General features: G+C 47.9%; 20 protein-coding genes. 14 read left to right on the top strand and 6 right to left on the bottom strand.

All coding sequences use genetic code 11. The features are described from left to right. The 4 genes from C7460_RS04195 to C7460_RS04180 all read left to right on the top strand — a co-directional run bounded on the left by C7460_RS04195 (nt 1) and on the right by C7460_RS04180 (nt 3,946). Nucleotides 1-903 (top strand): nucleoside hydrolase, encoded by a 903-nt coding sequence (locus tag C7460_RS04195; protein WP_115866829.1) that lies wholly within the window; start codon nt 1-3, stop codon nt 901-903. Nucleotides 904-931: 28 nt separating this feature from the next. Beyond that, nucleotides 932-3,037 carry an alpha-amylase family protein gene (locus C7460_RS04190; RefSeq protein ID WP_115866828.1) on the top strand — a complete coding sequence of 702 codons (2,106 nt, stop codon included), beginning with the start codon at nt 932-934 and terminating at the stop codon, nt 3,035-3,037. 121 nt (nt 3,038-3,158) lie between these two features. Continuing rightward, nucleotides 3,159-3,437: a type II toxin-antitoxin system TacA family antitoxin gene (locus C7460_RS04185; RefSeq protein WP_115867068.1), complete on the top strand. Its 279-nt coding sequence runs from the start codon at nt 3,159-3,161 to the stop codon at nt 3,435-3,437. Then, entirely contained in the window at nt 3,434-3,946 is a 513-nt protein-coding gene (locus C7460_RS04180) for a GNAT family N-acetyltransferase (protein ID WP_115866827.1), read from the top strand. The genes C7460_RS04185 and C7460_RS04180 overlap by 4 nt, the downstream gene beginning before the upstream one ends. A 56-nt stretch (nt 3,947-4,002) precedes the next feature. Here the strand turns inward: C7460_RS04180 and C7460_RS04175 are convergent, their stop codons facing one another. From C7460_RS04175 to C7460_RS04165, 3 genes are all read right to left on the bottom strand, one after another. Continuing rightward, nucleotides 4,003-4,740, bottom strand: coding sequence for a hypothetical protein (locus C7460_RS04175; RefSeq protein WP_115866826.1), 738 nt, complete (start codon nt 4,738-4,740; stop codon nt 4,003-4,005). 84 nt (nt 4,741-4,824) lie between these two features. After that, the gene (locus C7460_RS04170; RefSeq protein WP_115866825.1) at nt 4,825-6,261 is read right to left on the bottom strand and encodes an RICIN domain-containing protein; all 1,437 of its coding nucleotides are present in this window, start codon (nt 6,259-6,261) and stop codon (nt 4,825-4,827) included. A gap of 61 nt (nt 6,262-6,322) precedes the next feature. Further along, on the bottom strand, nt 6,323-8,020 hold the full coding sequence (locus C7460_RS04165) for an Ig-like domain-containing protein (protein ID WP_115866824.1): 1,698 nt from the start codon (nt 8,018-8,020) through the stop codon (nt 6,323-6,325). A 265-nt stretch (nt 8,021-8,285) separates the two neighbouring features. Between C7460_RS04165 and C7460_RS04160 the strand changes: the two genes are divergently transcribed. From C7460_RS04160 to C7460_RS04150, 4 genes are read left to right on the top strand one after another with little or no spacing between them, the layout of a single operon-like run. Then, nucleotides 8,286-8,987, top strand: a complete 702-nt coding sequence (locus C7460_RS04160; protein WP_115866823.1) for a GDSL-type esterase/lipase family protein — start codon at nt 8,286-8,288, stop codon at nt 8,985-8,987. Further along, nucleotides 8,984-10,435, top strand: coding sequence for an SLC13 family permease (locus C7460_RS04155; RefSeq protein ID WP_115866822.1), 1,452 nt, complete (start codon nt 8,984-8,986; stop codon nt 10,433-10,435). The genes C7460_RS04160 and C7460_RS04155 overlap by 4 nt, the downstream gene beginning before the upstream one ends. A gap of 12 nt (nt 10,436-10,447) precedes the next feature. Further along, nucleotides 10,448-11,188, top strand: a complete 741-nt coding sequence (locus tag C7460_RS24350; protein WP_221409451.1) for a beta-galactosidase — start codon at nt 10,448-10,450, stop codon at nt 11,186-11,188. Nucleotide 11,189: 1 nt separating this feature from the next. Continuing rightward, nucleotides 11,190-12,530 (top strand): beta-galactosidase, encoded by a 1,341-nt coding sequence (locus C7460_RS04150; RefSeq protein WP_221409450.1) that lies wholly within the window; start codon nt 11,190-11,192, stop codon nt 12,528-12,530. Between the two features lie 24 nt (nt 12,531-12,554). Here the strand turns inward: C7460_RS04150 and C7460_RS04145 are convergent, their stop codons facing one another. Then, nucleotides 12,555-12,899 carry a hypothetical protein gene (locus tag C7460_RS04145; RefSeq protein ID WP_115866821.1) on the bottom strand — a complete coding sequence of 115 codons (345 nt, stop codon included), beginning with the start codon at nt 12,897-12,899 and terminating at the stop codon, nt 12,555-12,557. Nucleotides 12,900-13,049: 150 nt separating this feature from the next. Here C7460_RS04145 and C7460_RS04140 point away from each other — a divergent pair, with 150 nt between their 5' ends. The 5 genes from C7460_RS04140 to C7460_RS04120 all read left to right on the top strand — a co-directional run bounded on the left by C7460_RS04140 (nt 13,050) and on the right by C7460_RS04120 (nt 19,888). Beyond that, nucleotides 13,050-13,820, top strand: a complete 771-nt coding sequence (locus C7460_RS04140) for an AMP nucleosidase (protein ID WP_115866820.1) — start codon at nt 13,050-13,052, stop codon at nt 13,818-13,820. 91 nt (nt 13,821-13,911) lie between these two features. Further along, complete coding sequence (locus C7460_RS23995) at nt 13,912-14,913, top strand: M15 family metallopeptidase (RefSeq protein ID WP_221409449.1); 1,002 nt, start codon at nt 13,912-13,914, stop codon at nt 14,911-14,913. Continuing rightward, complete coding sequence (locus C7460_RS04130) at nt 14,910-16,277, top strand: hypothetical protein (protein WP_115866819.1); 1,368 nt, start codon at nt 14,910-14,912, stop codon at nt 16,275-16,277. Before C7460_RS23995 ends, C7460_RS04130 begins: the two co-directional genes overlap by 4 nt. Before the next feature lie 105 nt (nt 16,278-16,382). Next, nucleotides 16,383-17,801 carry a sulfatase-like hydrolase/transferase gene (locus C7460_RS04125; protein ID WP_115866818.1) on the top strand — a complete coding sequence of 473 codons (1,419 nt, stop codon included), beginning with the start codon at nt 16,383-16,385 and terminating at the stop codon, nt 17,799-17,801. Between the two features lie 14 nt (nt 17,802-17,815). After that, nucleotides 17,816-19,888, top strand: coding sequence for an alpha-amylase family protein (locus tag C7460_RS04120; RefSeq protein ID WP_170147880.1), 2,073 nt, complete (start codon nt 17,816-17,818; stop codon nt 19,886-19,888). 35 nt (nt 19,889-19,923) lie between these two features. Here the strand turns inward: C7460_RS04120 and C7460_RS04115 are convergent, their stop codons facing one another. Further along, the gene (locus C7460_RS04115; RefSeq protein WP_115866816.1) at nt 19,924-21,486 is read right to left on the bottom strand and encodes an NAD(P)/FAD-dependent oxidoreductase; all 1,563 of its coding nucleotides are present in this window, start codon (nt 21,484-21,486) and stop codon (nt 19,924-19,926) included. Between the two features lie 166 nt (nt 21,487-21,652). On the opposite strand from C7460_RS04115, the gene C7460_RS04110 reads away from it, so the two are divergent. After that, nucleotides 21,653-22,213, top strand: coding sequence for an EF-hand domain-containing protein (locus C7460_RS04110; protein ID WP_221409448.1), 561 nt, complete (start codon nt 21,653-21,655; stop codon nt 22,211-22,213). 41 nt (nt 22,214-22,254) lie between these two features. Here the strand turns inward: C7460_RS04110 and C7460_RS04105 are convergent, their stop codons facing one another. Then, nucleotides 22,255-22,839 carry a NifU family protein gene (locus tag C7460_RS04105; RefSeq protein ID WP_115867066.1) on the bottom strand — a complete coding sequence of 195 codons (585 nt, stop codon included), beginning with the start codon at nt 22,837-22,839 and terminating at the stop codon, nt 22,255-22,257. Nucleotides 22,840-22,877: the final 38 nt, after the last annotated feature.

Below are 22,877 nucleotides of genomic sequence, written 5' to 3'. Positions count from 1 at the left end.
ATGATTTTACTTACGCTACTTTTCGCATTCCTCCTCGCTGACGTACCGCAGGCAGAGGAGAAGATCCCGGTAATCCTCGATGCAGACACTGCCAACGAGGTGGATGACTTATACGCCATCGTTCGTGCTTTTGGTGTGCCGCAGTGGGAGATCACTGCCCTCAACGCAACCCAATGGCAGGCTAGCCAGTGGGCTCCGGCAGAAGCCATGGAAGAAAGTCATCGGCTCAATATGATCCTGACCGGATACCTAAAGCCCATAGCAACCACTAAGCTGAGACGAGGTGGGTATAAAAGAATGTATGACTGGGGCGACCAGGCTCAACACTCCGCCGCAGCCTATGAAATAATCTCCCAGGCCAAAGCCCTACCTGAGGGTGATAAGCTCACTGTAGTCGCTATGGGCGCACTGACTAATGTGGCCTCTGCACTCTACATCGCGCCGGAGAATGCTCCCAAACTCAGCGTGTATTGGTTGGGCACGACTTATGATTTCGAAAAAATGCAATGTAAGAAGTTGGATTTTAATGCCTTGATGGATCCGCAGGCGGTAGACCTGATGCTTACCACACCTGTGGAGCTTCACATCATGCCGATCAATGTGGTGGCGCCCATGACCACCCGATTCGCTACCGCACAGCAAGAACTGGAGCAAGAACATCCCCTGGGAGCCTACCTCGTAAATCGGTGGCGCACGCACCTGGATGATGGTCGCTACGAGCGAGTGTTGTGGGATGTAGCCCTGGTGGAAGCCATCGCCAAACCCTCGCTGGCGAGTGAGGTAAAGGCTACCAGTTTTGAAAACCCGAATGTTTGGCTTTACAAGACTATAGAAAAAGAAGCCATGATGGAAGATATGTACGCCTCGATTCGTGAGGTGCTGCAGCAGCTTCCAGAGGAATAATTGAACGAATAAGAAAAGTGAAATACCTATGAAGCAGCTTATCAAAAATGGATTGACCATTGTCGTGCTCGCCCTGGCCTTTTTGGCGAACGCCCAATCATCAAACAATTGGTTTGGGGAGAACATCCGGCGGATTCACATGGATTTTCACACGTTGGAAGTGGCTCCGGAAGTAGCCATCAAAAGCTTTGATGCGAAAAGATACATTCAAACACTGCGGGATGCTGAGGTGAATTCACTCGTGACTTTTGCCAAAGGCCACCATGGCAACTGCTACTACAACACCCAAATAGGCCATAAGCACAGCGGACTACCAGCTGAGACCGATATGCTTGGGGAGATTGTGGAAGAAGGGCAAAAGCAGGGAATGAAAATCCTTGCCTATTACTCGGTAGGTTGGCTTACACCGATCGAGCTAAATCAGCCGGAGTGGATGGAGCGAGACACGCTAGGCCGGAAAATGGGTACGAGCGGCTCTCTCAATGAAACTGGGTGGAATCAAATATGCCTTAATAGTCCCTATCTGGAAGAAATGGTGTTGCCAGAACTAAAAGAAATCACCTCTAACTACGCGATCGATGCGGTTTGGATAGATATTATAGAAAACAATGCCTGCTACTGCCAGTGGTGTCGCGCCAAATTTGAAGAACAAAATGGAAGGCCCTATGCTTCACATGAGGAGGCCCGACTTTTGGCAAGCGATACACGCTACGAGGCGGTTTCAAAAATGATCAACACGGTCAAGGAGATCAAGCCTGAGGTACTGATCAGTTACAATACCGCGGGCAGGGATCCTCGGCTGGTTCCTCTCGTAGACTTTTGCTCGATCGAAACGCACCCCGGAGCCACGTGGCACCAGGAGGCCTGGACACACTCGCTGCTGACCATGAAGTATTTAGAGCAGTACGATAAACCCTGGGAGTCTACTACAAGCCGGTTTATCCATGGCTGGGGAGGTTGGGATGATCAGACTACTGAAAATATGTTGGCCGTGGCGAGTAGGATTGCGGCACATGGAGGCGTGATAAATCTCGGTGACCAGACCTATCCTTCCGGAGAGTTGGATGGGGAGATCTATCGAAAAATAGGAGATGTGTTTCAGTACATCGAAAAGATGGAATCACAATCCATTGGTGCCACATCCTATCCGCAAGTCGGATTATTTGCGACTCCTTTTGATATTTACGCCATATACGGACCGAACCCCGGACAGCTTGATGCCTACATGGGTGCTGCTAAAGCATTGGTGGATCGGGGTTGGCATTTTGACTTGATACTCGAAGGCAACTTGCCCGAACTGTCACAGTTCAAAGCGATTGTGCTGCCCGATGTAGGAGCAATATCTCCAAGCTCACAAGAGGCATTGCGAGCGTACGTAGCGCAAGGCGGCAAGCTTTTGGTTACCGGCAACTCTACTTTTGACCCTCAAAAACAAACCTTCGAACTGGCGGACGTGATGGGTGTCAATTTCCAGGGTATGAGTCCATACAGCGTAGGTTATTTGGATCTCAAGGAGGAAATCTCTGATGGGTTGCGAAAGTCTTTGCTCTTAACTCCGGGTAAGTTTTTTGAGGTTACCCCAAAAGAAGGAGCTCAAAGCCTGGGCGATCATGTGTATCCATTGATTGAGCCTAAGGCCGAGGAGTTGTTCTTTTTCAGAAATGCGCAATTGTCCCCGCCAGGCAAGAAATCGTCATCGGCTGGCATTGTGAGCCATCGGTATGGAGAAGGCCAGGTAGTTTATGCGGCCGCACCCATTTTCAGGGTGTATCTGGCGGAGGATCAGTGGTACCTCAAAGGTGTAGCTGACAACCTGCTGAAGCACATGGATGTGACGCGGGATGTAGAAGTGCTAGATGCTCCACAAAGTGTGGAGATGTACCTCAGACAAAAGGACGGTAACCTGGTAATCAACCTGGTCAATTATTTCTTGCACAAAGAGACGAATCAGGTGGAAGACGAAGTGCCGCTCTATGATCTCACACTACGAGTGAGCAAGCAATTGGTAAAAAACGACAAGCCAAAGATTTTTGGCTCCAGCACGGGCTATACTATGGAGGAAACCACTGAGGATTACTTGATCACGCTCGACCAGCTAGATATGTATGCTCAAGTGGTATTTGCTCTCCAATAAGCTGCGATCAAGATTTTGAGTGACTTTCAAGTATAATAGAACTATGTACGGGTATCAAACGTATATTAGTTTGTAATGTACGGATATAGTACGTACGTTAGTAGTGCTAAAGCGTGAGCATATGAAAACTTCAGAAGCAAGATTTGATACAAGGCTATCTAAAAAGCAAAAAGAATTTTTTGAGCGGGCAGCGGTACTTGGGGGGTATCGTACGCTCACAGAGTTTGTCATTTATTCCGTTCAGGATAAAGCCAAGCAAATTATTGATGAGCATGAAAGGATAGTCTCATCAGATAAGGACAAAGAAGTTTTTTTTGATGCCTTACTTGGTGAGTCGGAGCCTAATGAGGCGTTAATGTCGGCAGCCAAGAAATACAAGGAAGAGCTGAGTAATAAATGAGGTACTTCACTCAGCCATTAGCTAAATCTCACAAAAAGTCCGATTTCTCTTGTGGGAACTTATTACTAGATAATTACTTGCACAAACAAGCAGGCCAGGACGTCAAGCGAAAGTTATCGGCGTGCTTTGTTCTTGCCGATGAATCGGGATTTGTTAAAGGATATTATACCTTATCAAGTTCAAGCATAGATAAAGGTGAGTTGCCGGAAGAGATCGTAAAAATTCTCCCTCCTTCATATGAAAACCTACCTGTTACTTTGTTGGGGAGGTTAGCAAGAAATGAAAAGAATAAAGGTGAAGGGATTGGTGAGCTTTTGTTACTTGATGCGCTAAAGAGAAGTTATGACGCCACAAAAACGGTTGCTTCTATGGCGATCGTGGTAGATCCAATCGATGGTATAGCTGTTCAGTTCTATGCTAAGTACGGCTTTATAAACCTCCCAACAAGCGGCAAAATGTTCATCCCGATGAAAACGGTATCCAAGCTGTATGGACCTTCAGCAGGTTGAATAGCTCAATTATCAACAAAGCCATTCTCTGAAAGGACTGGCTGCACGGCAGCAACTTATTTCCCGAATCTTACCATGTCCTGATCAGTGAGGTAAAACTCACCGCCAGATTTGGGGCCAACCTCTGCACCTACTTCTGTGAAGTAGTAATAGACATCTGGTGCGTATCCAAGCGATCGCCAGGCTTCCCAGAGGCAATTGACATCCGTGGTTCCTGTTGTGCGGGGTTCGTTTCGCCAGCCGCGGAGTGACCTACCGATGATCTGATAGCCACAGTCATACAGTTTGTAAGTGGAGCCGGAGCAGGTTGGTGATTCGCCCACATAGGTGCACCAGCTATCGTAGTTGTCTTCTTCACCATAGGACTGCTCATGCAGGTAAAGTTCATAGAGATTGTCAGTGGTCCAGTCGCAGTTGTCAGTGGTTTTGGCCCAGGAGACGATAGCAACTCGCCGATGGCCATAGTCGTTTTCAAAATGGGCATTGTAGCTCACATCGAAGGATTCCGTGTTGGACAAGTGATAGCCTTTGCCACAAAATCCGGTTTTTTCGAGTAAGAGCTGGGTCCAGACACCTGGGTCAGACCAGGTCCATTTGGCATCTTTTACACAGTCGGTGTATTCCACACAGTCATCCTCACCAAACTGCCCACCACGAAACAGGTTCATCTGCACCACCCAGTCTCCACAGTGTTCTTTTTTGGAAGTACCGCACCATCCGTTTTGCTGGGCGATGGCAGAAGTACAGATGAGTATATGCAAAAGGAAGATGGAGATATGTCGGGAGACGTTCATGTGAAAAAATGGTTAGCTGTTAAAAATAAAAAACACCGCCCAGTAAAACTGAGCGGTGAATGGTATAGAGTAAGAAACGATTGTTTATTTAGAGATTTGGATTTTCTGAGAAAGTTCCTGACCAGAGATTGTAACTATTTTAGCTACGTACAGACCGTTTGCCAGTCCTTCCAAATCAATAGCTTCCTGAGATTTAAGCAAATCATGCGTTAGTACAGTGCGACCGTCCAGGCTCAACAATGTTAGTGAGAAATCCTCTGGAGCATTCACTCTCAGCACATCAGTTACTGGGTTAGGGTAGATACTGATGGCTGCAGCAGCTTCAGCCACTTCAGCAGATCTAGCCGTAGTTCCAGTGTACTCGAGTGTCCAGCGCTGTGATCCCCAGGTGGCGTTTTCATCATGTACGGTTACATTGCCGCCGTTCACATTGCTACCAGACAGGTCATTGTTGCCATACTCAGTTTCCAGCCAGTAAGTGCTGCCGCTGTATTGCTTGAGGTGCCATCTCTGGCTGCCCCAGCCAGTGTTGAGTGTGCCGGCTTGTACATTGGCATTGTTGGCTGTGCCACTTGCGTGTAGGTACTGGTTGTTAGCCAGGTTGCGCAGACGGAACGTATTGTTTTGGTATTTTTCCAAAACCCACTTTTGCTTATTGTCAGAGCTGTTAGAGTTAGCTACTTCTACGTTTGGCCAAGAGCCACCGTGATCTACCGCCAGGTACTTGTTGCCCCAGTTGCACTTGAGTCTGTAAACACCATTATTAGTGATGTTGCTGCCAGCAGGCTCTGCATCTCTCCACATGTTTTGGCTATACATGTTGAACGTACCTCCTGAGTTTGGACCTACCTCAGCTCCTACTTCGGTGAAGTAGTAGTATACGTCAGGAGCAAGGCCTAGTGCTTTGAAGTTTTCCCACAGACAATCTACATCAGTAGTACCTGAAGTACGTGGGTTGTTTCTCCAGCCTCTCAGTGAGCGACCGATGATTTGATAGCCACAATCGTATAGCTTGTAGGTAGAGCCTGAACAAGAAGAGGACTCACCCACATAGGTACACCAGCTCGCGTAATCATTCGTCTCATTGTAAGACTTTTCATGAAGGTAGAGCTCGTAGAGGTTGTTGGTGGTCCAGTTGCAATTGTCCGCGGTTTTACCCCACGATACGATCGCCATACGGTGGTTGCCATAGGCATTGCTAAAGCCTCCATTGTACGATACATTGAAGTTTTTTGTGTTGGAAATTCGGTTGTTTACTCCGCAGAATCCCTCCTTTTCTAGCAATAGCTGTGACCAGGCACCCGGATCACTCCAGTCCCACTGAGCTGAGGATACGCAGCCACTATAGGATACACAGTCATCGTTGCCAAAAGATCCACCATTAAAGAGGTTCATCTGCACCACCCAATCACCACAGTCTTCTTTTTTGGACTGACCACACCAGCCATTTTGTGCTTGTGCTGGCATGTAGCTCCAGGCTACTGCTAGCGAAAGGACGAACATTTGGAATAGTTTTTTCATAATAGTTTTAGTTTATTGGTTGAAGGTTGTTCCTCTCCATTCGGAGAGGAAGATTAGAAAATTAGTTGCTTATCGAAATGGTCCAGTTATCTACCAGATGTGTTCTGTTTTTGCGTTGTGGAGAAGCGAAAATTGTCGCCGAGGTATCCGTCGGACCTGTGGTAAATGTTACCGATACTTGTTCCCAGCTTGAAGACCAGCTTTGAGTGCTCACAGTGCTGCCACCATAGTTTTCTACTCCTATGTTGATACCACTCTGAGAATCTACCTTTTTACACCACACCGATACCGTATAGGTGGTATTAGGGTTGACACTGATTTGCTGGTAGAGCTTACTGTCTTTATCGGTGATCGTTGCTCCAGATCCACCGCTTTGTGCATCAGTGGAAATACTAGCAGTACCAGTCACGCTCCAGCCATTTAGATTACCCAATTCAAAATCCGCGTTTACGATATTGGTAGGTGTAGCATTGCCAACTGTAATCTGCACCACTGCTGAGGTGCCAGTAGTTTGTTGATCATCTGTAGCCACTGCGGTCACATTGTATGACCCGTCGGCAGGCGACCAGGTGTAGCTATAAGGAGCGGAAGTGTCCGTTCCTAACAGTGTCCCGTTTGCATAAAAATCTATTTTAGTTACTGTTCCATCTGCATCTGATGCTGAGGCGTCCAGGGTGATGGAGGCTCCAGAGTTGAAGCTGGCTCCATCCTGTGGGCTGGTGATGCTTGCTGTTGGAGCGCTGTTTCCTCCTGCACCCCACCAGTAGCCTTTTTGCATAGCATCAGGAATAAGCACATCTCGAATTTCTACCAGAGCAGTATCGCCCCAATGTCTCCAGTCTGCCCAGCTGTTGCCGAGTTCTTCCATGGTTTCGGCTATCAGGTAATTCCCTCCAAAGTTGTCTGGGACCCATTGTGACCCAGGATAATCCCACTCAGTACACATCACGCGATAGTTTTGCATGAGCCCCTGTATTTTGTCAGTAGAGGTATAAGATCCGTAGATGTGGTAACCGATGGTCGTGTAGTTCCAGTCGAAATGCGTATCGAAATGATTGACAATCGCTTGATAATCGAAGTTTACGGAATTCCAGCTGAATACTATGATTTGTTTGTTGGGAGCAGCAGCTCTTACAATATCATATAGTTCTTTGTAGGCCTGAATAAAAACCGGGTTGTGATAAGTATCCTCTTCAAATGAAGTTTCATTAGAGATCTCATAGTAGACCCAGTCATTATCCGCATATCTGGGCGCGAGCACTGACCAATAGTTTTTGGCGTAGGCCTGATCCATGTTTTCCCCTTTACGATCGATCTCACCTACACTGTGATAGTTGATGATGATGTTCATGCCAGCGGCTTGGGCATTGTTTACACAGATGTCGATTTCATCAAGTGTTTCTTGTAAGGTCCAGTAGCTCCACCGAGTTTGCAATTCGTAATAGGGATCTACCAGACAAAGTCTAATGGTGTTAAAGCCAAGGCTTTTGATGTATTGCCATCTCTCCAGACTTAAGGCATCGGCTACAGCCGCATCGGTGATCTCGCTGTTTCCGCTGAGTACCATTGGAGTGGCACGCATAATTTGACCGTTTTTATCCCGAAGTGTTCCAGTAGGAGTGGACGATTGAGTAACTCCAGGTTGGGTTAGTGATGGTTTTGGTACTTCGTTGAAGTGGTCGTTGCATCCAACTAGTAGTCCCGTGGACCAGACTAGAAGAGCGGCAAAAATGATTTTGTGGTTGGATTGTAGTAACATTTCAATTTTAGTTAGGTTAAACGATTAAGCAGGCGTTTTATAAAAACACCTTCTTAAAAGGTGTATGCCAAGCTAGTAATTTAATCGTTTAAACACAAGCTCAGATTATGAAATTCATGAAAATGGTAGTAAATCGGCTACTTTATTTGATGGGATAGGCTTAAATGTCATGATTTATTGATGAATTGGCAATTAATGCCTCTTTGAAGCAATATTAAACGATTAATCAAATTATATTAGCCGAAAGATATTTACTAAAGTCCACATGAAAATACCTTTCCTGTCATATGCATTTACGCTGCTGCTCCTGTCTCATCTAGCCGCTGCCCAGCCTGTAGATTTTGAGTGCTACCAATACATTATAGATAAATGGAAGCCAGCAATGGAGCAGTTTGATAGTTTGAATCAGGCGGAGCCTTCACAAACTGAATCCATACTGTTCGTTGGGAGTTCAAGTATTCGGCTGTGGGATCGAATTACTGAAGATATGGCGCCTTATCCAGTGATTCAGCGAGGCTACGGCGGTGCCAGTTATGTAGATCTCGCTTATTACATCGATCGGTTGATAATGCCGCATCAGTTTGTAGCGCTGGTAGTCTTTGCGGGCAATGATATCTGGGGACATGAGGGCGATCGATCACCTGAAGAAATTGCCAACTATCTCCGCTACATTATTTCCAGAACTCAAACCCACAGTAAGGAAACTCCCATTTTCGTAGTGGAAATCACTCATGTGCCCTCACGCCAACACCTGATTGAAGAAATTCATGCAGCAAACGAAGCGCTCCGCAAAGTCTGTGAGGACGAAGCGCAGGTACATTGGATCCCTACGCGGCAGGTTTATCTGACGGAGCAAGGTGATGTAGATACTTCGCTCTTTGGGCCTGACAATACTCATCAAAACCGCACCGGCTACCAGCTCTGGACTGAGCTAATCAAAAACGGCATAAAGGCCCACCTTCAATGACGAAGCGGAAGGTCTTTCTATGGCTTGGGGTGCTTGGAGCCCTTACGGTATTAGTATTTCCGATTGCGGAAATGCCGCCATTGGCACAGCGTACTGCCGCGGTGGCCGTGCTAATGGTATTTTGGTGGTTGGGGGAGGTGATCCCAATTTATATGACGGCTTTTTTGCCGGCCGTTCTGTTCCCCTTGTTGGGGATTCATTCTGCAGCGGAGCTTTCTGGCATGTACGGACATAGCTATGTGCTCATGTTGCTAGGCGCATTTCTATTGGCCAAAGCCATCGAATGCCACGATTTGCATAAGCGGCTTTCTCTTGCGATTTTGATCCGGGTAGGCGGGAATAAGCGTCGCTTGTTGCTGGGGTTCATTTTAGTGACGGCACTACTCTCTATGTGGATTACCAACATGGCAGTGGTGTTGATGCTTTTACCGCTGGCTTTAGGGATTCTCAACCAACAAGAACCAACGCCCGACTCAATAAACTTTAGCAATGCGCTACTCCTGGGCATAGCCTATGCTGCGAGCATCGGAGGTACTGCAACGCTGATTGGCACTCCCCCGAACATGGTGTTTGCCGGAATGATGCAGCAGCTTTTTCCAGAAAGGGGGGGTGTTGACTTTACCTATTGGTTGAAAATTGGACTGCCGGTAGTCGTTGTTTTTTTGCCCGTTTTGTGGATTTTTCTCGTGCGGTATTATCGGGTCTCCGGCTACCTCACCGGTGACTTACAGCTACTGAGAGCTGCGGATGCTGCTCAGGGGAAGATGACAAGGGCTCAGTGGAGTGTGCTGATGGTGTTTGTGCTTACGGCGCTGGCATGGGTATTTCGTGGAGATCTTTCGATTGGTTCTATGGAAATACACGGCTGGAGTACCTGGCTAGGTGTGGGGGCATTCGTGCATGATAGCACAGTGGCACTGGGAGCAGCTATTTTACTTTTTCTGCTACCCGATCAGCAGGGCGGTAGGCTCATGAATTGGCAGCAGGCCAAAGACATTCCATGGGGAGTTGCGATGTTTCTGGGCGGAGGGTTGGCCTTAGGTATGGCTTTCAAATCATCCGGCCTGGCCTCATTTTTGGCAGATCAGCTTTCGAGTCTGGAGATGCCCTCTGGCTTTTGGCTCATGCTATTGATCATCTGCGCGATGATTTTTTTCACTGAAATCAATTCCAATACTGCTACAGCGACCATTTTTCTGCCGGTACTGGCTATTGTGGCTCAGCGCGCCAATATGGATCCTATGACGCTGATGATTCCAGCCACTTTTGCATGCTCCTTTGCATTTATGCTGCCCTCAGCTACAGGTACCAACACTGTGATTTTTGCAAGTGATCGAATAACCATCTCGGAGATGGTAAAAGTGGGCTTTTGGATGAATCTCATCAGTGTGGTCCTCCTTACGCTCCTGCTTTACCTGGTGGTGTTCCCACTATTTGATTTAATCTAAAAGGATAATAACATGAAAAGAATTTTGATTTTAAGCTCCATGCTCCTCAGTATGATGGCGGTAGCTCAGCCTTCCGCTGATGATATGCAGCAAATACTCTATGGAGTAGCGTATTACCCGGAGTATATGCCAGAACCAAGGCTGGAGCAGGACATAGCCCTCATGAAAGCAGCGGGAATCAATCTGGTAAGGGTGGCCGAGTCTACCTGGGGCTATCAGGAGCCTGCCGATGGGGAGTTTAATCTGGAATACTGGGATGAAGTGCTGGACAAACTGCATGCCGCAGGTATTCGGGTGATTGTTGGGACACCAACCTATGCCATCCCTACATGGCTGGCCAAAAAGCACCCGGAAATTTTGGTGGAGACCAGGTCTGGCAAAGCGCTGTATGGTCGAAGGCAAAATATGGACATTACACATCCGGTTTACCGATACTATGCAGGTAGGATGATCCGTAAGCTCATGGAGAAAGTATCCAAACACCCTGCAGTTATTGGTTTTCAAATAGACAATGAAACGAAGCATTATGACAACTGGGGAGCCAATGCTCAGGCACTTTTTCTTCAGTACTTGAAGGATAAATTCAAAAATCCTGAAGCAATGAATAATGCCTATGGGCTACACTACTGGAGCAATTCCGTAAACTCCTGGGAAGATATGCCAGCTATCACCGGTTCGATCAATGGTAGTTTAGTGTCCGCTTTCAAGCAATTTCAGCGCTCGCTGGTGACCCTTTTTACAATGGCAGTATGAATTGGTCCGTGAATATGCCCTCCCTGAGCAGTTTGTCACCCAAAATTTTGATTTGAGCTGGCGAGATGGTAGCTATAGCATCCAGTCCAATGTGGATCACATGGAAGCTGCACGTCATTTGGACATAGCAGGAGTAGACATTTACCATGATACTCAGGACGAGCTGGATGGGGTCACCATAGCACTGGCGGGTGATCTGGCGCGTAGCATGAAGCAAAACAACTACCTGGTTATAGAGACACAGGCGCAAAGTATCCTGACAAGCGACAAACAAAAGCTCCATTATCCCGGTCAGTTGAGGTTGCAGGCGTATAGCCATCTGGCCTCCGGAGCAAACATGGTGGGTTACTGGCATTGGCATTCGATACACAACAGCTACGAAACTTACTGGAAAGGAGTGCTTTCGCATGACATGCAACCTAATCCAACTTATCACGAAGTAGCGAGAATTTCTCAGGAGCTCAAGCGACTCAATGATGACCTGATTGGCTTAAAGAAACACAACGAAGTAGCAATCTATTTTAGTAATGAATCCCTGTCGGCTTTGGAGGCTTTTCCGATTAGTAGTGGCTTGGACTATGGAGATATCGTGAGGCAGTATTATGAGCTGCTTTACAAGCAAAACATCCCTTGTGATTTCATAGATCATACCGTTTCGGAAAGTCAGCTTCGTAAATACAAAGCGTTGATCGTGCCACCGCTTTATTCCGCTTCCGATGAGGAACTGAAACGACTCAATCACTTTGTAGCTGAAGGTGGGCACATTCTTTATTCTTTTAAATCCGGCTTCACTGATGAAAATGTGCAGGTCAGAAGAGACTTGATGCCCGGTGTGCTGAGGGAAGTAGTGGGAGCCAATTACCAGCAATTTAACAGTATTGAAGTAATGCCTTTGGTGGTTTCGGGGGAAATCCTTCCAGGAGGTAGCGCTAACCATTGGATGGAGCTGCTGACACCTACCAACGGCGAAGTGTTGGCTACCTACCAGCATGACTACTGGGGAGACTATGCAGCTATCGTGTCCAATACGTATGGAAAAGGGGAGGTCACCTATTTGGGTACCTGGCCGTCTGGCGAACTGCTCTCTTCGCTACTTATGCGCATGATGAAGCGGGCCTCAGTGAAAAGCCCCGACCATGCGGGAGCTCCTGTTACCGTACGTGCTGGCACCAATCGAAAGGGCAAAAACATAGTTTATCTGCTAAACTACTCCAATGAAGCGGTCAGTTTTCCGTGCGAAGACAGGCTTGTGCGAGAGCTCATTTCAGGAAACTCATACCGAAAAGGTGAACTATTGGAGATTGCTCCATGGGATTTGATGATTTTGGAGCAGAGCAACTAGCTGGCCGTGTGAGTAAGGGGGAGGTCACTGTTTTTGACGTTTTTTCTCAATGTATTCGTCCATTCGGCTCAGTAGTCTCCACCATTCACTGCCGTCTTTTCTATAGGTGCGAATAGCTCCGGCACGCACCAGAATTTTGCGTAGCTCATCATCAGAAAACCCACCAAGGTGTTTTTGAAGTGATTCGAATGATCTGTCGGTGAAGGATTTGTGACTGAGAAAGTGGTGTGTCGTAGTTTCGGCCATAAAATCCGTTTTGTCTTGCTGCTGTCGTAGCTTCAGGTCTTGTTGAAATTTTTGGCGCTGAAGCAAAAAAGAGATGAAGCCCCCGACGAGGGTGCCGAGCAGTGCGTAGATAGCTGATTCCATGAAGTGTTAGGTTTAGTGGCTAAAATATAAAAATGCTTCGAGGGAATTTATTTAGTTTGCCAAAACCCCGGGTGGCTTATTTCGTTGTACAATGAAATTTTCCGCAATACCCACAAGATTTTGCACGAAAGTGCCCTAAACGACATACCTATGAAGACAAAAGAAGACATCATCCATAACTGGCTACCTCGCTACACCGGTCTGCCATTAGATAAGTTTGGTAAATACATCCTCCTGACCAATTTTAAGAATTACGTAAACCTTTTTGCTAGTTGGCACAACGTCCCCATCGTAGGCGAGGGACACCCCATGCAGTGTGCTACCGCCGATGGCATCACCATCATCAACTTCGGTATGGGCTCAGCCAATGCCGCTACGATCATGGATTTGCTCGGGGCGATTGATCTAAAAGCCGTGTTGTTTTTAGGGAAATGCGGTGGCCTCAAAAAGAAAAATGAAGTGGGTGACCTCATCCTGCCTATAGCAGCCATTCGTGGCGAGGGTACGTCAAACGACTACATGCTACCTGAGGTGCCAGCCCTGCCTGCCTTTGCTTTGCAAAAAGCCATCTCTACCACCATTCGAGAGTATGGCCAGGACTACTGGACAGGGACTTGCTATACGACCAATCGTAGGGTTTGGGAGCATGACAATAAGTTTAAAAAGTACCTGAAGAAGATCCGTGCCATGGCCATCGATATGGAGACAGCTACCGTATTCACTGCTGCCTTTGCCAATGAGATGCCAGCAGGAGCTTTGCTACTGGTCTCGGATATTCCGATGATTCCGGAGGGAGTAAAAACTGATGAAAGTGACAAAAAAGTGAGCTCACAGTTTGTAGAGCAGCATATCAAAATTGGTATTGATTCCCTAAAGCAGCTCATCAACAATGCGCAAACCGTGAAGCATTTGAAGTTTTAGAAGCATCTTTCCGGGCCCTCCGTTGACTCTTTTGGTATAAATCCGTAGTTTCAGGCAACCTTAAAAAACCGAACCGTTTTTTGCCTAACCTATGGAAAGACAACTCATCGATATCGTGCTGATATTGCTGCCGCTCAGCTTTATCAGCGAACGGATGGCTAATATTTTTAAACTCCTGCTACCTTCTCGCCTGTTTGGCAACCTGAGACACAAGGAGGAAAGTTACCAGTACGAAAAGCGTCGTGAGCTCAAAGTGATGCTTGTGAGTCTACTGGCAGGCCAATTGGTGGCTTTTGGCACAGGGGCCAACCTTTTTGAGATCTTTGATGGGGGCACGTTCGGATGGAGGGGATTTTCGTGGAATGCCGTTTGGGGTTGTTTTTTCACAGGATTCTTTTTGAGCTGGGGAAGTAAGTTTTGGCATGACCTGCTGGATATTTTACTGGAAGTAAAAAACACCAAAAAAGCACTAAACCAGACCCGGCAGGCGGAGGTGAAGCTGAAACAGACCGAAATCGCACGTGAAATAGAAAAAGGAGGGCTGGAGCATATGATGCCTGAGCCGGCCACTGATACCACTCCAGCCAAAGCCAGGCCCAAGGAAGATCCACACACACTCAAACGATTACAAAAACTTCACCCTGATCTGCGGGAGGAGGCACTGAAAATTTATCAGGATGTGCTGGACCGTCACATCAGCATACGAGTCACGGATACACTCCGAACGTTTGAGGAGCAGGAGGCCCTGTATGCCAAAGGCCGTACTCAGCCTGGTAGGATTGTGACACATGCACGTGCCGGAGAATCCTATCACAACTATGGGTTGGGCGTAGATTTTTGCTTGTTGCTAAATGGTAGCCGCCAGGTATCGTGGGATCGTACGCTGGATCTGGATGGCGATCAGCTGCACGACTGGGATGAAGTGGTGGCAGTTTTTAAGCACTACGGCTGGGAGTGGGGTGGCGACTGGACACGGTTCAAGGATTATCCACACTTCCAAAAAACCTTTGGACACTCCACTGCAGCGCTGCGCAAACTGCACGATGCAGGTAAACTCACCGATGATCACTACGTAATACTCCCACAATCATGAAGCAGACCACAGCCTTATTGATCGCCGTAGTGGTATTGGTAGCCCTGGGTGCGAAAGTGATCCATGAGTTCCGGCCAGATCCAAATGCCGAGCCCACTCAGGAGTATGTAAATTATGTGCAAAGCTATCAGGATGACCTGCGTCGAAAGCTTTCTGATATGCAAAGCGAGTTTACCTCAGATCTTTCACTCACTTTTGATCCGGCGGGCATGGGGGGTGGTAGCGCGTGCCGTACGTCAAATTTTGAAGGCGCTGAGGTTACGCTGGAAGGTATTCGCTTTTTTGATCAGCAGTATGGCAAGGCGAGACAGCCGGGCTACACCTATGATTGCAATGCCGCACAGCTCGATCCTGATCATCCCTATTTTGGATTGCCAGACGTCAAAATCGATATCAGTCCGGTGGAGTACTTTAAGCCCTCACAAGGAGCCCTTGCTAACTTTATGAAGTGGATGGGTGCTAAGGAGGAAACGGGCCCCTTTCGCACTTACGAAAAGCAACTGCTTCACACCGATAGTCTTGGGAATACGACCCTAAAAAAGTTTGCCATGGAGCTGTGGTTGACCCGATTTAATGTGACGCTGACGATCCGTGCAGACCATGATAAGCCCAATCTAAACCTTTCGGATCAGGAGCTTTCGCGAAAGCGCTATCCTCGCTACTGGTACGGGAGCACTGAGCCAGGACGCATCAGTGTAAACGATCTGGGAGCAAAAAAGGAAGAATATCAGGAATGGCTGTATAGCAATCTGACTTTTGCGCTGAAGCTAAACCCAAATGCTTCTCCCTGGTACATCAAGACTGGGGAAAACGAGACACTGAGGCCCAAGATTGCCATTGCAGGGCTTTTCTGTCAGCACTTTGAGAAAAAATCACTGGAGGAAGGTAGGGTGGATTTCAATGCGTTTGCCGGCAAGGCCAGTCCGCTGTACTACACGCCTTTTGAGCAGACAGATACTGCGCAATGGGTAGGGGGAATCGAATCACGTACGGCTCAGGTCCTCAGCCAACTACGCACACTTAGTGAGCAAAACATATGGGATCGGCCGTACTATGCACGACTGATTACCCAGAACTTTGGATCGCGCAAACAAAATTTAGGGCTCAAGAAACAGGATGATCAGATCAATTTGGAGTTTCTGATGCCGCTTTTTGTGGTGGGAAGTCTGGATGTAGTGCTGCCGTCGGAATTGCTTGCTGAGTGGAATCCGCCAGAAGCTTACAGCCGTAGCTTTGGACTCAAAAACCTACTGCCAGGGTGGGGAATGGGCCTGGGTGGTAAAATCATCAGTGCCGTCATATTGGTAGTTATACTCATGGTCGCCCTCAACACGGTATTTCCCTTTCTCAGGTTTTTGCGTTAAGCAGCAGGGACTAAATTGGTTTAACGTTTAACTAATACTTTAATCAAAGTTTTTGATTCTCACTACTATGTGCTAATTATGTGAGCTGACCGATTTTTTTAGCCTATGAAAACCGCTAGTCTGCTCACACTTCTTTGCACAGCAACCCTGCTGATTACTGGCTGCACCGATACCAGCTCACGTCAGGAACGGCCCAATATCCTCATCATCCTTACCGATGATCAGGGTACTTTGGATTTGAGGTCCTTTGGATCAGCGGATTTATATACTCCACATATCGATGCGCTGGCTTCACGGGGTGTAAAATTCACCCAGGCGTATGCACATGCCGTTTGCTGTCCGGCCAGGGCATCATTGCTCACCGGGCGCTATCCTCAGCGTGCCAATATCAACACCTGGACGCAGGGCAACCCTAGGGAAGGTGTTACGGACAGAAACATGTATCTCAGCGAAGTGACTCTGGCAGAGGTGGTGAAGCCATTGGGCTATCATACAGGACTATTTGGTAAATGGCATGTAGGAGGCAGCATGGAGCATGGTCCGCTTGCTCAGGGATTTGATGAGTTTTTTGGCATCCGAAATGGATTTATAGATAACTACAACCATTACTTTTTACACGAGCCCGGATATCATGATTTGTGGCATAACCAGAAAGAGGTCTTCGAACCCGGTAATTATTTCCCATCTCTCATTACCAACAAGGCTATGGAATTTGTCGAGACGCATCGGGACGAGCCTTTTCTGGTTTACTTGGGCTACAACATTCCCCACTACCCCGAGGAAGCGGCCCGGGAGTACGAAGAGCACTATGGCCAGATGCCTGAGCCCAGAAAATCCTATGCGCAAACGATCTCCAGTTTGGATGAGGAGGTTGGGCGTCTGATGGGCCATCTGCAGCAATTAGGATTGTTGGACAATACGCTGGTGGTATTTGCCAGCGACAATGGACACTCCACGGAGAGCTACCAGATCAAGTCTGTGGATCACCCTAGCGGCAAACCTCAAGGCGAGGCTTATGGTGCCAAAGGAGGTGGAGGCAATACGGGCAAATGGATTGGCAGCAAAGGGAGCTTTCTGGAAGGGGGCGTTCGAGTGCCTATGATTGTCTCTTTGCCGGGTAGATTTCCAGAAAATGAGTCGAGGGATCAGATCGTTACGCTTATGGATGTGATGCCTACAGTCTGTGAACTATTGGAAGTGCCTTTGCCGGAAAAGGAAATAGATGGCAAGAGTTTGCTTACTGTAATTGACGACAATGCAGATGCTCTACGTTACGAGACTTTACATTTTCAGTGGCAAGATCAATGGGCGGTTCGTCAGGGTGATTGGAAGCTAATTGTCAATGGTAAAAAGGAATTGAAAGGTGGTCCCGAGTACTTGCTAGACAGTATCTACCTGGCCAATTTGGCTGATCCTAATCCTGAGCAGATGAATTATGCCCAAGACCATCCTGAGCTAGTATCAGCACTCACCTCACTACACAACACCTGGTCTAAATCGCTAGAGCAGTCCGAACAGCGCTAACTAATATGACTACCATGAGACAAGTATTTTCGATCCTTTTCATTTTTCTGATGATCCACGAATCCTCCGCTCAGTTCCAACGTGCCACTGACCAGCCGCTACCCACACGTCAGGTGCATTTGGATTTTCATACCTCACCTTTTATCCCTGAAATAGGCGCCCGCTTTGACAAAAAGCAATTTCAAGAGGCGCTGCAAACCGGACGAGTAAATCACATCAATATTTTTGCAAAAGGGCATCATGGCTACTCGTACTACCCTACAAAAGTGGGCGTAGTTCACCCAAATCTTGATCTTGATTTACTGGGGAAGCAGCTTGAGGCTTGCCGTGAAATAGGTGTAAAAGCGCCGCTGTATTTTACCGTGGGCTGGAGTGTGTTGGATGCTGAGCAGCACCCGGAGTGGGTCATCAAAAATGCAGATGGTTCGCCTGCCAGCTTAAACCTTGACGATGATGCGGCGCTCGATGAAGTGCGGCCGCACTACTCGTGGTACTGCCTGGACCCGACCATAGGGGGTGGCTATCATGAGTACATCGTGCAAAATGTCACCGAAATTTGCGAGCGGTATAGTGAGCTGGATGGTTTTTGGTTTGATATCTATCACATCATCCCTGCAAGCTATACAGACTATTCTCTGGCGCGGATGCGACGTGAGGGAGTGGATCTTTCCGATCGGCAAGCCGTGGAAAGGAGCTATGCCCAGGCCCTAAAAGCCCATATGAAGGCGCTCCGTGAGCTGGTAGCTTCTTACCATCCAGACGCTACGGTATATTTTAACACTGCTACCCATGTGGAAAATAAGGCAATTTTCACGGAGCGACTTTTTGAAATGAATACGCAGGCTGAGTTAGAGGATTTGCCTACCACCTGGGGAGGCTATGACAAGCTGCCATTGGAGGCCAAATACCATTTGCAGCAAGGCACACCTGTAGTGGCTATGAGTGGGAAGTTTCACAAAGCGTGGGGAGAATTTGGTGGGTTTAAGCACCCGGATGCGATCAAGTATGAAGCAGCAGCCATGATTTCGTGGGGGGCAGCCTGCAATTTTGGTGATCAACTGCACCCTTCGGGTGAAATGGATATGGAAACCTATCGCTCCATTGGTGAGGCGTTTGCCTATGTAGAAAAAATCGAAGATTATGGTCCCGGCGGAGTACCTGTATCAAAGCTGGGCCTCTGGCTTTCGCTGGACCATGCCGCTGATCATGGGCTGGTGAATATGCTACTCCAAACACACAAAGATTTTGTGGTGGCAGAGCCCGGTAACCTGGAGGAGCTAGAGCTGATCCTTGTTCCCAGTGCTGCAAAGTTGAGCAAGGCAGAAGTCAGTCAGTTGTCCAGCTGGGTGGCAAAAGGCGGAAAACTGATCCTGTTTGGAGCGTCTGTATTGGGTGATGACCAGCGCATGGCGTTTGATATTGGTGGTGAATTTGGCGGAAAATCGGAGTTTGATTTTGACTATACGGTGATTGGGGATGAACTCAGCGAGGCTGTGGTACGTAGCCCGTTTCTCAACTATGAGTCTGGGATGCGCGTGAAAGCCACCGATGGTAAAGTTCTTGGCAAGGTTCGCGAGCCGTATTTCAATCGGACGTATGAAAAGTACAGCAGCCACCGAGAGACCCCTTACAAGCTCGAAGACTCTGAGTATGCTGCCGTACTGCAAAAAGGAAACATCATCTATTTTGCCCATGATTTGGATAAGCTCTACTTCGAGCATGGAGTGCGCCTTCATCGGCAGTTGGTAGCCAACGCTATCGATCGATTGTATGAAAGCCCAATCGTGGAGGTTAGTGGTCTGCCGAGTAGCGGAAGGCTGAGCTTGCTTCATCAGGCATCCAAAAAACGCTACGTAGCGCACTTGCTATTTGCACCTGCACTGTTGCGAGGTGAGGAGGTCCAGGTAATCGAAGATATGCCTCCTGTTTCTGGAGTGAAAGTGACTTTGGCTGTGGCCAAAAAGGTCAATAAAGTCTACGCCATCCCCGGTGAGCGTTCATTAGCTTTTACTCAGCTTGGGAGTACCATAGAAGTGGAAGTGCCTAAGTTTTCCATGCATACAGGTGTGGTGTTTGAGTATGAATGAGAAGGTGTTAAGTATTTATGGAAGAAGTCTGAAGTTTACTTTTTCCAGCTCCTGACTACTGCTTCCATTACTTTCTCCCCATCCATGGCTGCAGAGGCAATGCCTCCGGCATATCCAGCTCCTTCACCACAGGGGTAGAGGTTTTTGATCTGCGGGTGTGCCAATGTTTCAGCTTCACGTGGGATGCGTACAGGAGATGAAGTGCGGCTCTCTACACCTACGATCTGTGCTTCGTTGCTAAGGTAGCCTTTCATTTTCTTGCCAAAGGCCTTAAATCCCTGTCGCAATCGGTCTGCAATAAAGTCTGGCAGCATGTCGTGCATGTCTATGCTCGCTAGCCCAGGTTGATAAGAGGTCTCATTGAGGCTGGTGCTCACTTTACCATCTACAAAATCGACAAGGCGCTGAGCAGGAGCCTGCTGGGTTTTGCCGCCATACTGCCAAGCCTCGCGCTCCACCGCGGCCTGAAACTCCAGAGCTGCCAGCGGACCATGTTTGGCAAATGCTGGAATGTCCTCCAGCTCGACAGCTACCACTATTCCTGAGTTGGCATATTTGCTATCTCGGCGTGAGGGGCTCATGCCATTGACAACTACTTCACCTGGCGCCGTAGCAGCTGGAACAATGAATCCCCCCGGGCACATGCAGAAGGAAAAAACACCTCGCTCCGCCTGTTGGAAGGTGGTTTGAGCGACCAGCCCGTAGGAGGAAGCGGGTAAGTATGGACCTCTATCAGCGCATTTGTACTGGATCTGGTCAATGATTTGCTGAGGGTGCTCTACACGCACACCCAGGGCGAAAGGCTTTGCCTCAATTAGAATATTTCGCTGTTGGCACAGCTGAAAAATATCGCGAGCGCTATGGCCTGTCGCCAGCACAGTAGCCACTCCTTCGAGCTTGGTGCCATCAGCGAGCGTGACGCCTTTTATTTCATCTCCCTCCAGCAGAAAATCCGTCACTTTGCTGTCGAAGCGGACCTCACCGCCAGCAGCTATGACCGTCTTTCGCAGAGCGGTCACGATCTTCGGTAGTTTGTTGGTGCCTATGTGCGGGTGTGCTTCTATGAGAATATCTTCAGGTGCGCCATGCGCTACGAGTATCTCGAAAACCCGTCGCACACTACCGCGCTTTTTAGATCGGGTGTAAAGCTTACCGTCGGAGTAAGTGCCTGCACCTCCTTCTCCGAAACAATAGTTGCTTTCGGGATTTACGATATGGTCTTTGTTGATGGCGGCCAGATCTCTGCGCCGGCTTCTCACGTCTTTGCCACGCTCCAGCACGATAGGCTTCAGCCCGTTTTCGATGGCTCGCAGCGCTGCAAAGAGCCCAGCGGGTCCGGCACCTACAATGAGTACAGGCGGACAGCTGCGAACATCCCACTCGCGTGGTTGGTATTCCACAAACTCAAGCGAGATTGGAGCTGTGTCAGCAGCTATGCGCAGGTTGATCTTAATCTGGCGTTGGCGTGCATCGATGGACCGCCGAAGCACCTGGATGTGCTCTTCCTGGCTGATTAGCTTCTTGGCTACCAGGTGTGCCCGCAACTCCTCCTCTTCAAATCCCACTTCCGGTGCTACTACCGTATTAAACTCTCGCATGGGCGCAAAGATAGGGACATCTTTTGGCTAATCAGCTGATGTATAACGTGGTATAATCAGCTTTCCCTACAGGTTTGTTTTTGCTCACGTCGGCAGGCTGGCATTTTGCCAAAAAGCTTATTATTTTACGCTTTTTTAACCTTGCCAGACAGACATGATACCTGAAGTGAGAAAGCAAAAGCTTGTCCATCTTTTCAATATTTTGGATACGAACAAAAACGCCCTTTTACAGCCTGACGATTTTACGGCAGTAGCCGAAAAGATTTCTGATAAGCTACAATATGGAGCGGAATCGAAGGAGCGTCTGGACCTGAAATCACATGCCTTGAGGCTTTATGTGCAGCTGCTTACCGACATGGAAAAAGAGGAGGTGTCTATATCGCTAGATGAGTGGTTGCAGCTTTTTGGGTCGTGGGAGATCATTCACCCTGCCAGTGCCAAAAAGTACATTTACCGGATAGCTTCCTATGTGTTTAGCCTTTTTGACCAGAATAGAGACCGTGTCATCTCCAAGCTCGAGTACCTGGCGATGTTCGAGATTTATAACATCGACATGTCGTATTCCGAGAAAGGATTTGCCGGGCTGGATGCCAATGGGGATGGTCTGGTTTCCATGGAAGAGATGACTCAAGGCTTCAAAGATTTTTTGCTGTCACCTGATCCAGATGCTCCGGGTAATTACATTTTTGGAAACTGGAAATGCCAGAATGCAAAAATGGCAGGCTAAAAGCCTGCCATCGTGCAAATATTTTTAAGGTATTTTTTAGCTTATACGCCTTCTGCTTCTACTTCTTGTACCTCAGGTACCATGCGCTTCAGCAAGTTTTCGATACCGGCCTTGAGCGTGATAGTAGAAGATGGGCAGCCACTACAAGCACCCTGTAGAAGTACTTTTACTTTGCCATCCTGGAAAGAGTCGAAGGTGATTGCCCCACCGTCCATTTCTACTGCTGGTCGGATGTACTCATCCAATACGCCTTTGATTTTGGCTTCCAGATCAGTATCAGTGTCTTTTACCGCATGATCTTCTTCTACGTTTTCTTCTATTAAGATTTGCTTGCCAGCCTCCAAAAACGCTTTGATGTGCTGCTGGATTTCACCTTTTACTTCCATCCACTCCTTGTCATCTGACTTGGTCACGGTGATGAAGTTGCTCATGTAAAACACGCGCTTCACATACGGAAAATCGAATAGTTCTGCAGCAAGCGGTGCATTGGCTGCATTTTCCTTGTCAGGAAAATCCCGACTTACGCCCTCAGGGAGTAGCATGAAATTCACTACAAATTTGAGAGAGTTAGGATTGGGATTGCTTTCCGTGTATATGTTGATGGGTTGTTTGATCGCAGCGTCCATAATAGTTTTTCTTTTGCTTCCTTGTAAAAAGCAAAATT

Origin of the sequence: Marinoscillum furvescens DSM 4134 (genome assembly GCF_003386095.1) — a bacterium.
Lineage (GTDB): Bacteria > Bacteroidota > Bacteroidia > Cytophagales > Cyclobacteriaceae > Marinoscillum > Marinoscillum furvescens.
This window is presented reverse-complemented; position numbering and strand designations above follow the sequence as displayed.

Excerpts from the sequence above, each read along its gene's own strand:
- C7460_RS04195 (WP_115866829.1), top strand. The coding sequence starts at position 1 with ATGATTTTACTTACGCTACTTTTCGCATTCCTCCTCGCTGACGTACCG.
- C7460_RS04190 (WP_115866828.1), top strand. The coding sequence starts at position 932 with ATGAAGCAGCTTATCAAAAATGGATTGACCATTGTCGTGCTCGCCCTG.
- C7460_RS04185 (WP_115867068.1), top strand. The coding sequence starts at position 3,159 with ATGAAAACTTCAGAAGCAAGATTTGATACAAGGCTATCTAAAAAGCAA.
- C7460_RS04180 (WP_115866827.1), top strand. The coding sequence starts at position 3,434 with ATGAGGTACTTCACTCAGCCATTAGCTAAATCTCACAAAAAGTCCGAT.
- C7460_RS04175 (WP_115866826.1), bottom strand. The coding sequence starts at position 4,740 with ATGAACGTCTCCCGACATATCTCCATCTTCCTTTTGCATATACTCATC.
- C7460_RS04170 (WP_115866825.1), bottom strand. The coding sequence starts at position 6,261 with ATGAAAAAACTATTCCAAATGTTCGTCCTTTCGCTAGCAGTAGCCTGG.
- C7460_RS04165 (WP_115866824.1), bottom strand. The coding sequence starts at position 8,020 with ATGTTACTACAATCCAACCACAAAATCATTTTTGCCGCTCTTCTAGTC.
- C7460_RS04160 (WP_115866823.1), top strand. The coding sequence starts at position 8,286 with ATGAAAATACCTTTCCTGTCATATGCATTTACGCTGCTGCTCCTGTCT.
- C7460_RS04155 (WP_115866822.1), top strand. The coding sequence starts at position 8,984 with ATGACGAAGCGGAAGGTCTTTCTATGGCTTGGGGTGCTTGGAGCCCTT.
- C7460_RS24350 (WP_221409451.1), top strand. The coding sequence starts at position 10,448 with ATGAAAAGAATTTTGATTTTAAGCTCCATGCTCCTCAGTATGATGGCG.
- C7460_RS04145 (WP_115866821.1), bottom strand. The coding sequence starts at position 12,899 with ATGGAATCAGCTATCTACGCACTGCTCGGCACCCTCGTCGGGGGCTTC.
- C7460_RS04140 (WP_115866820.1), top strand. The coding sequence starts at position 13,050 with ATGAAGACAAAAGAAGACATCATCCATAACTGGCTACCTCGCTACACC.
- C7460_RS23995 (WP_221409449.1), top strand. The coding sequence starts at position 13,912 with ATGGAAAGACAACTCATCGATATCGTGCTGATATTGCTGCCGCTCAGC.
- C7460_RS04130 (WP_115866819.1), top strand. The coding sequence starts at position 14,910 with ATGAAGCAGACCACAGCCTTATTGATCGCCGTAGTGGTATTGGTAGCC.
- C7460_RS04125 (WP_115866818.1), top strand. The coding sequence starts at position 16,383 with ATGAAAACCGCTAGTCTGCTCACACTTCTTTGCACAGCAACCCTGCTG.
- C7460_RS04120 (WP_170147880.1), top strand. The coding sequence starts at position 17,816 with ATGAGACAAGTATTTTCGATCCTTTTCATTTTTCTGATGATCCACGAA.
- C7460_RS04115 (WP_115866816.1), bottom strand. The coding sequence starts at position 21,486 with ATGCGAGAGTTTAATACGGTAGTAGCACCGGAAGTGGGATTTGAAGAG.
- C7460_RS04105 (WP_115867066.1), bottom strand. The coding sequence starts at position 22,839 with ATGGACGCTGCGATCAAACAACCCATCAACATATACACGGAAAGCAAT.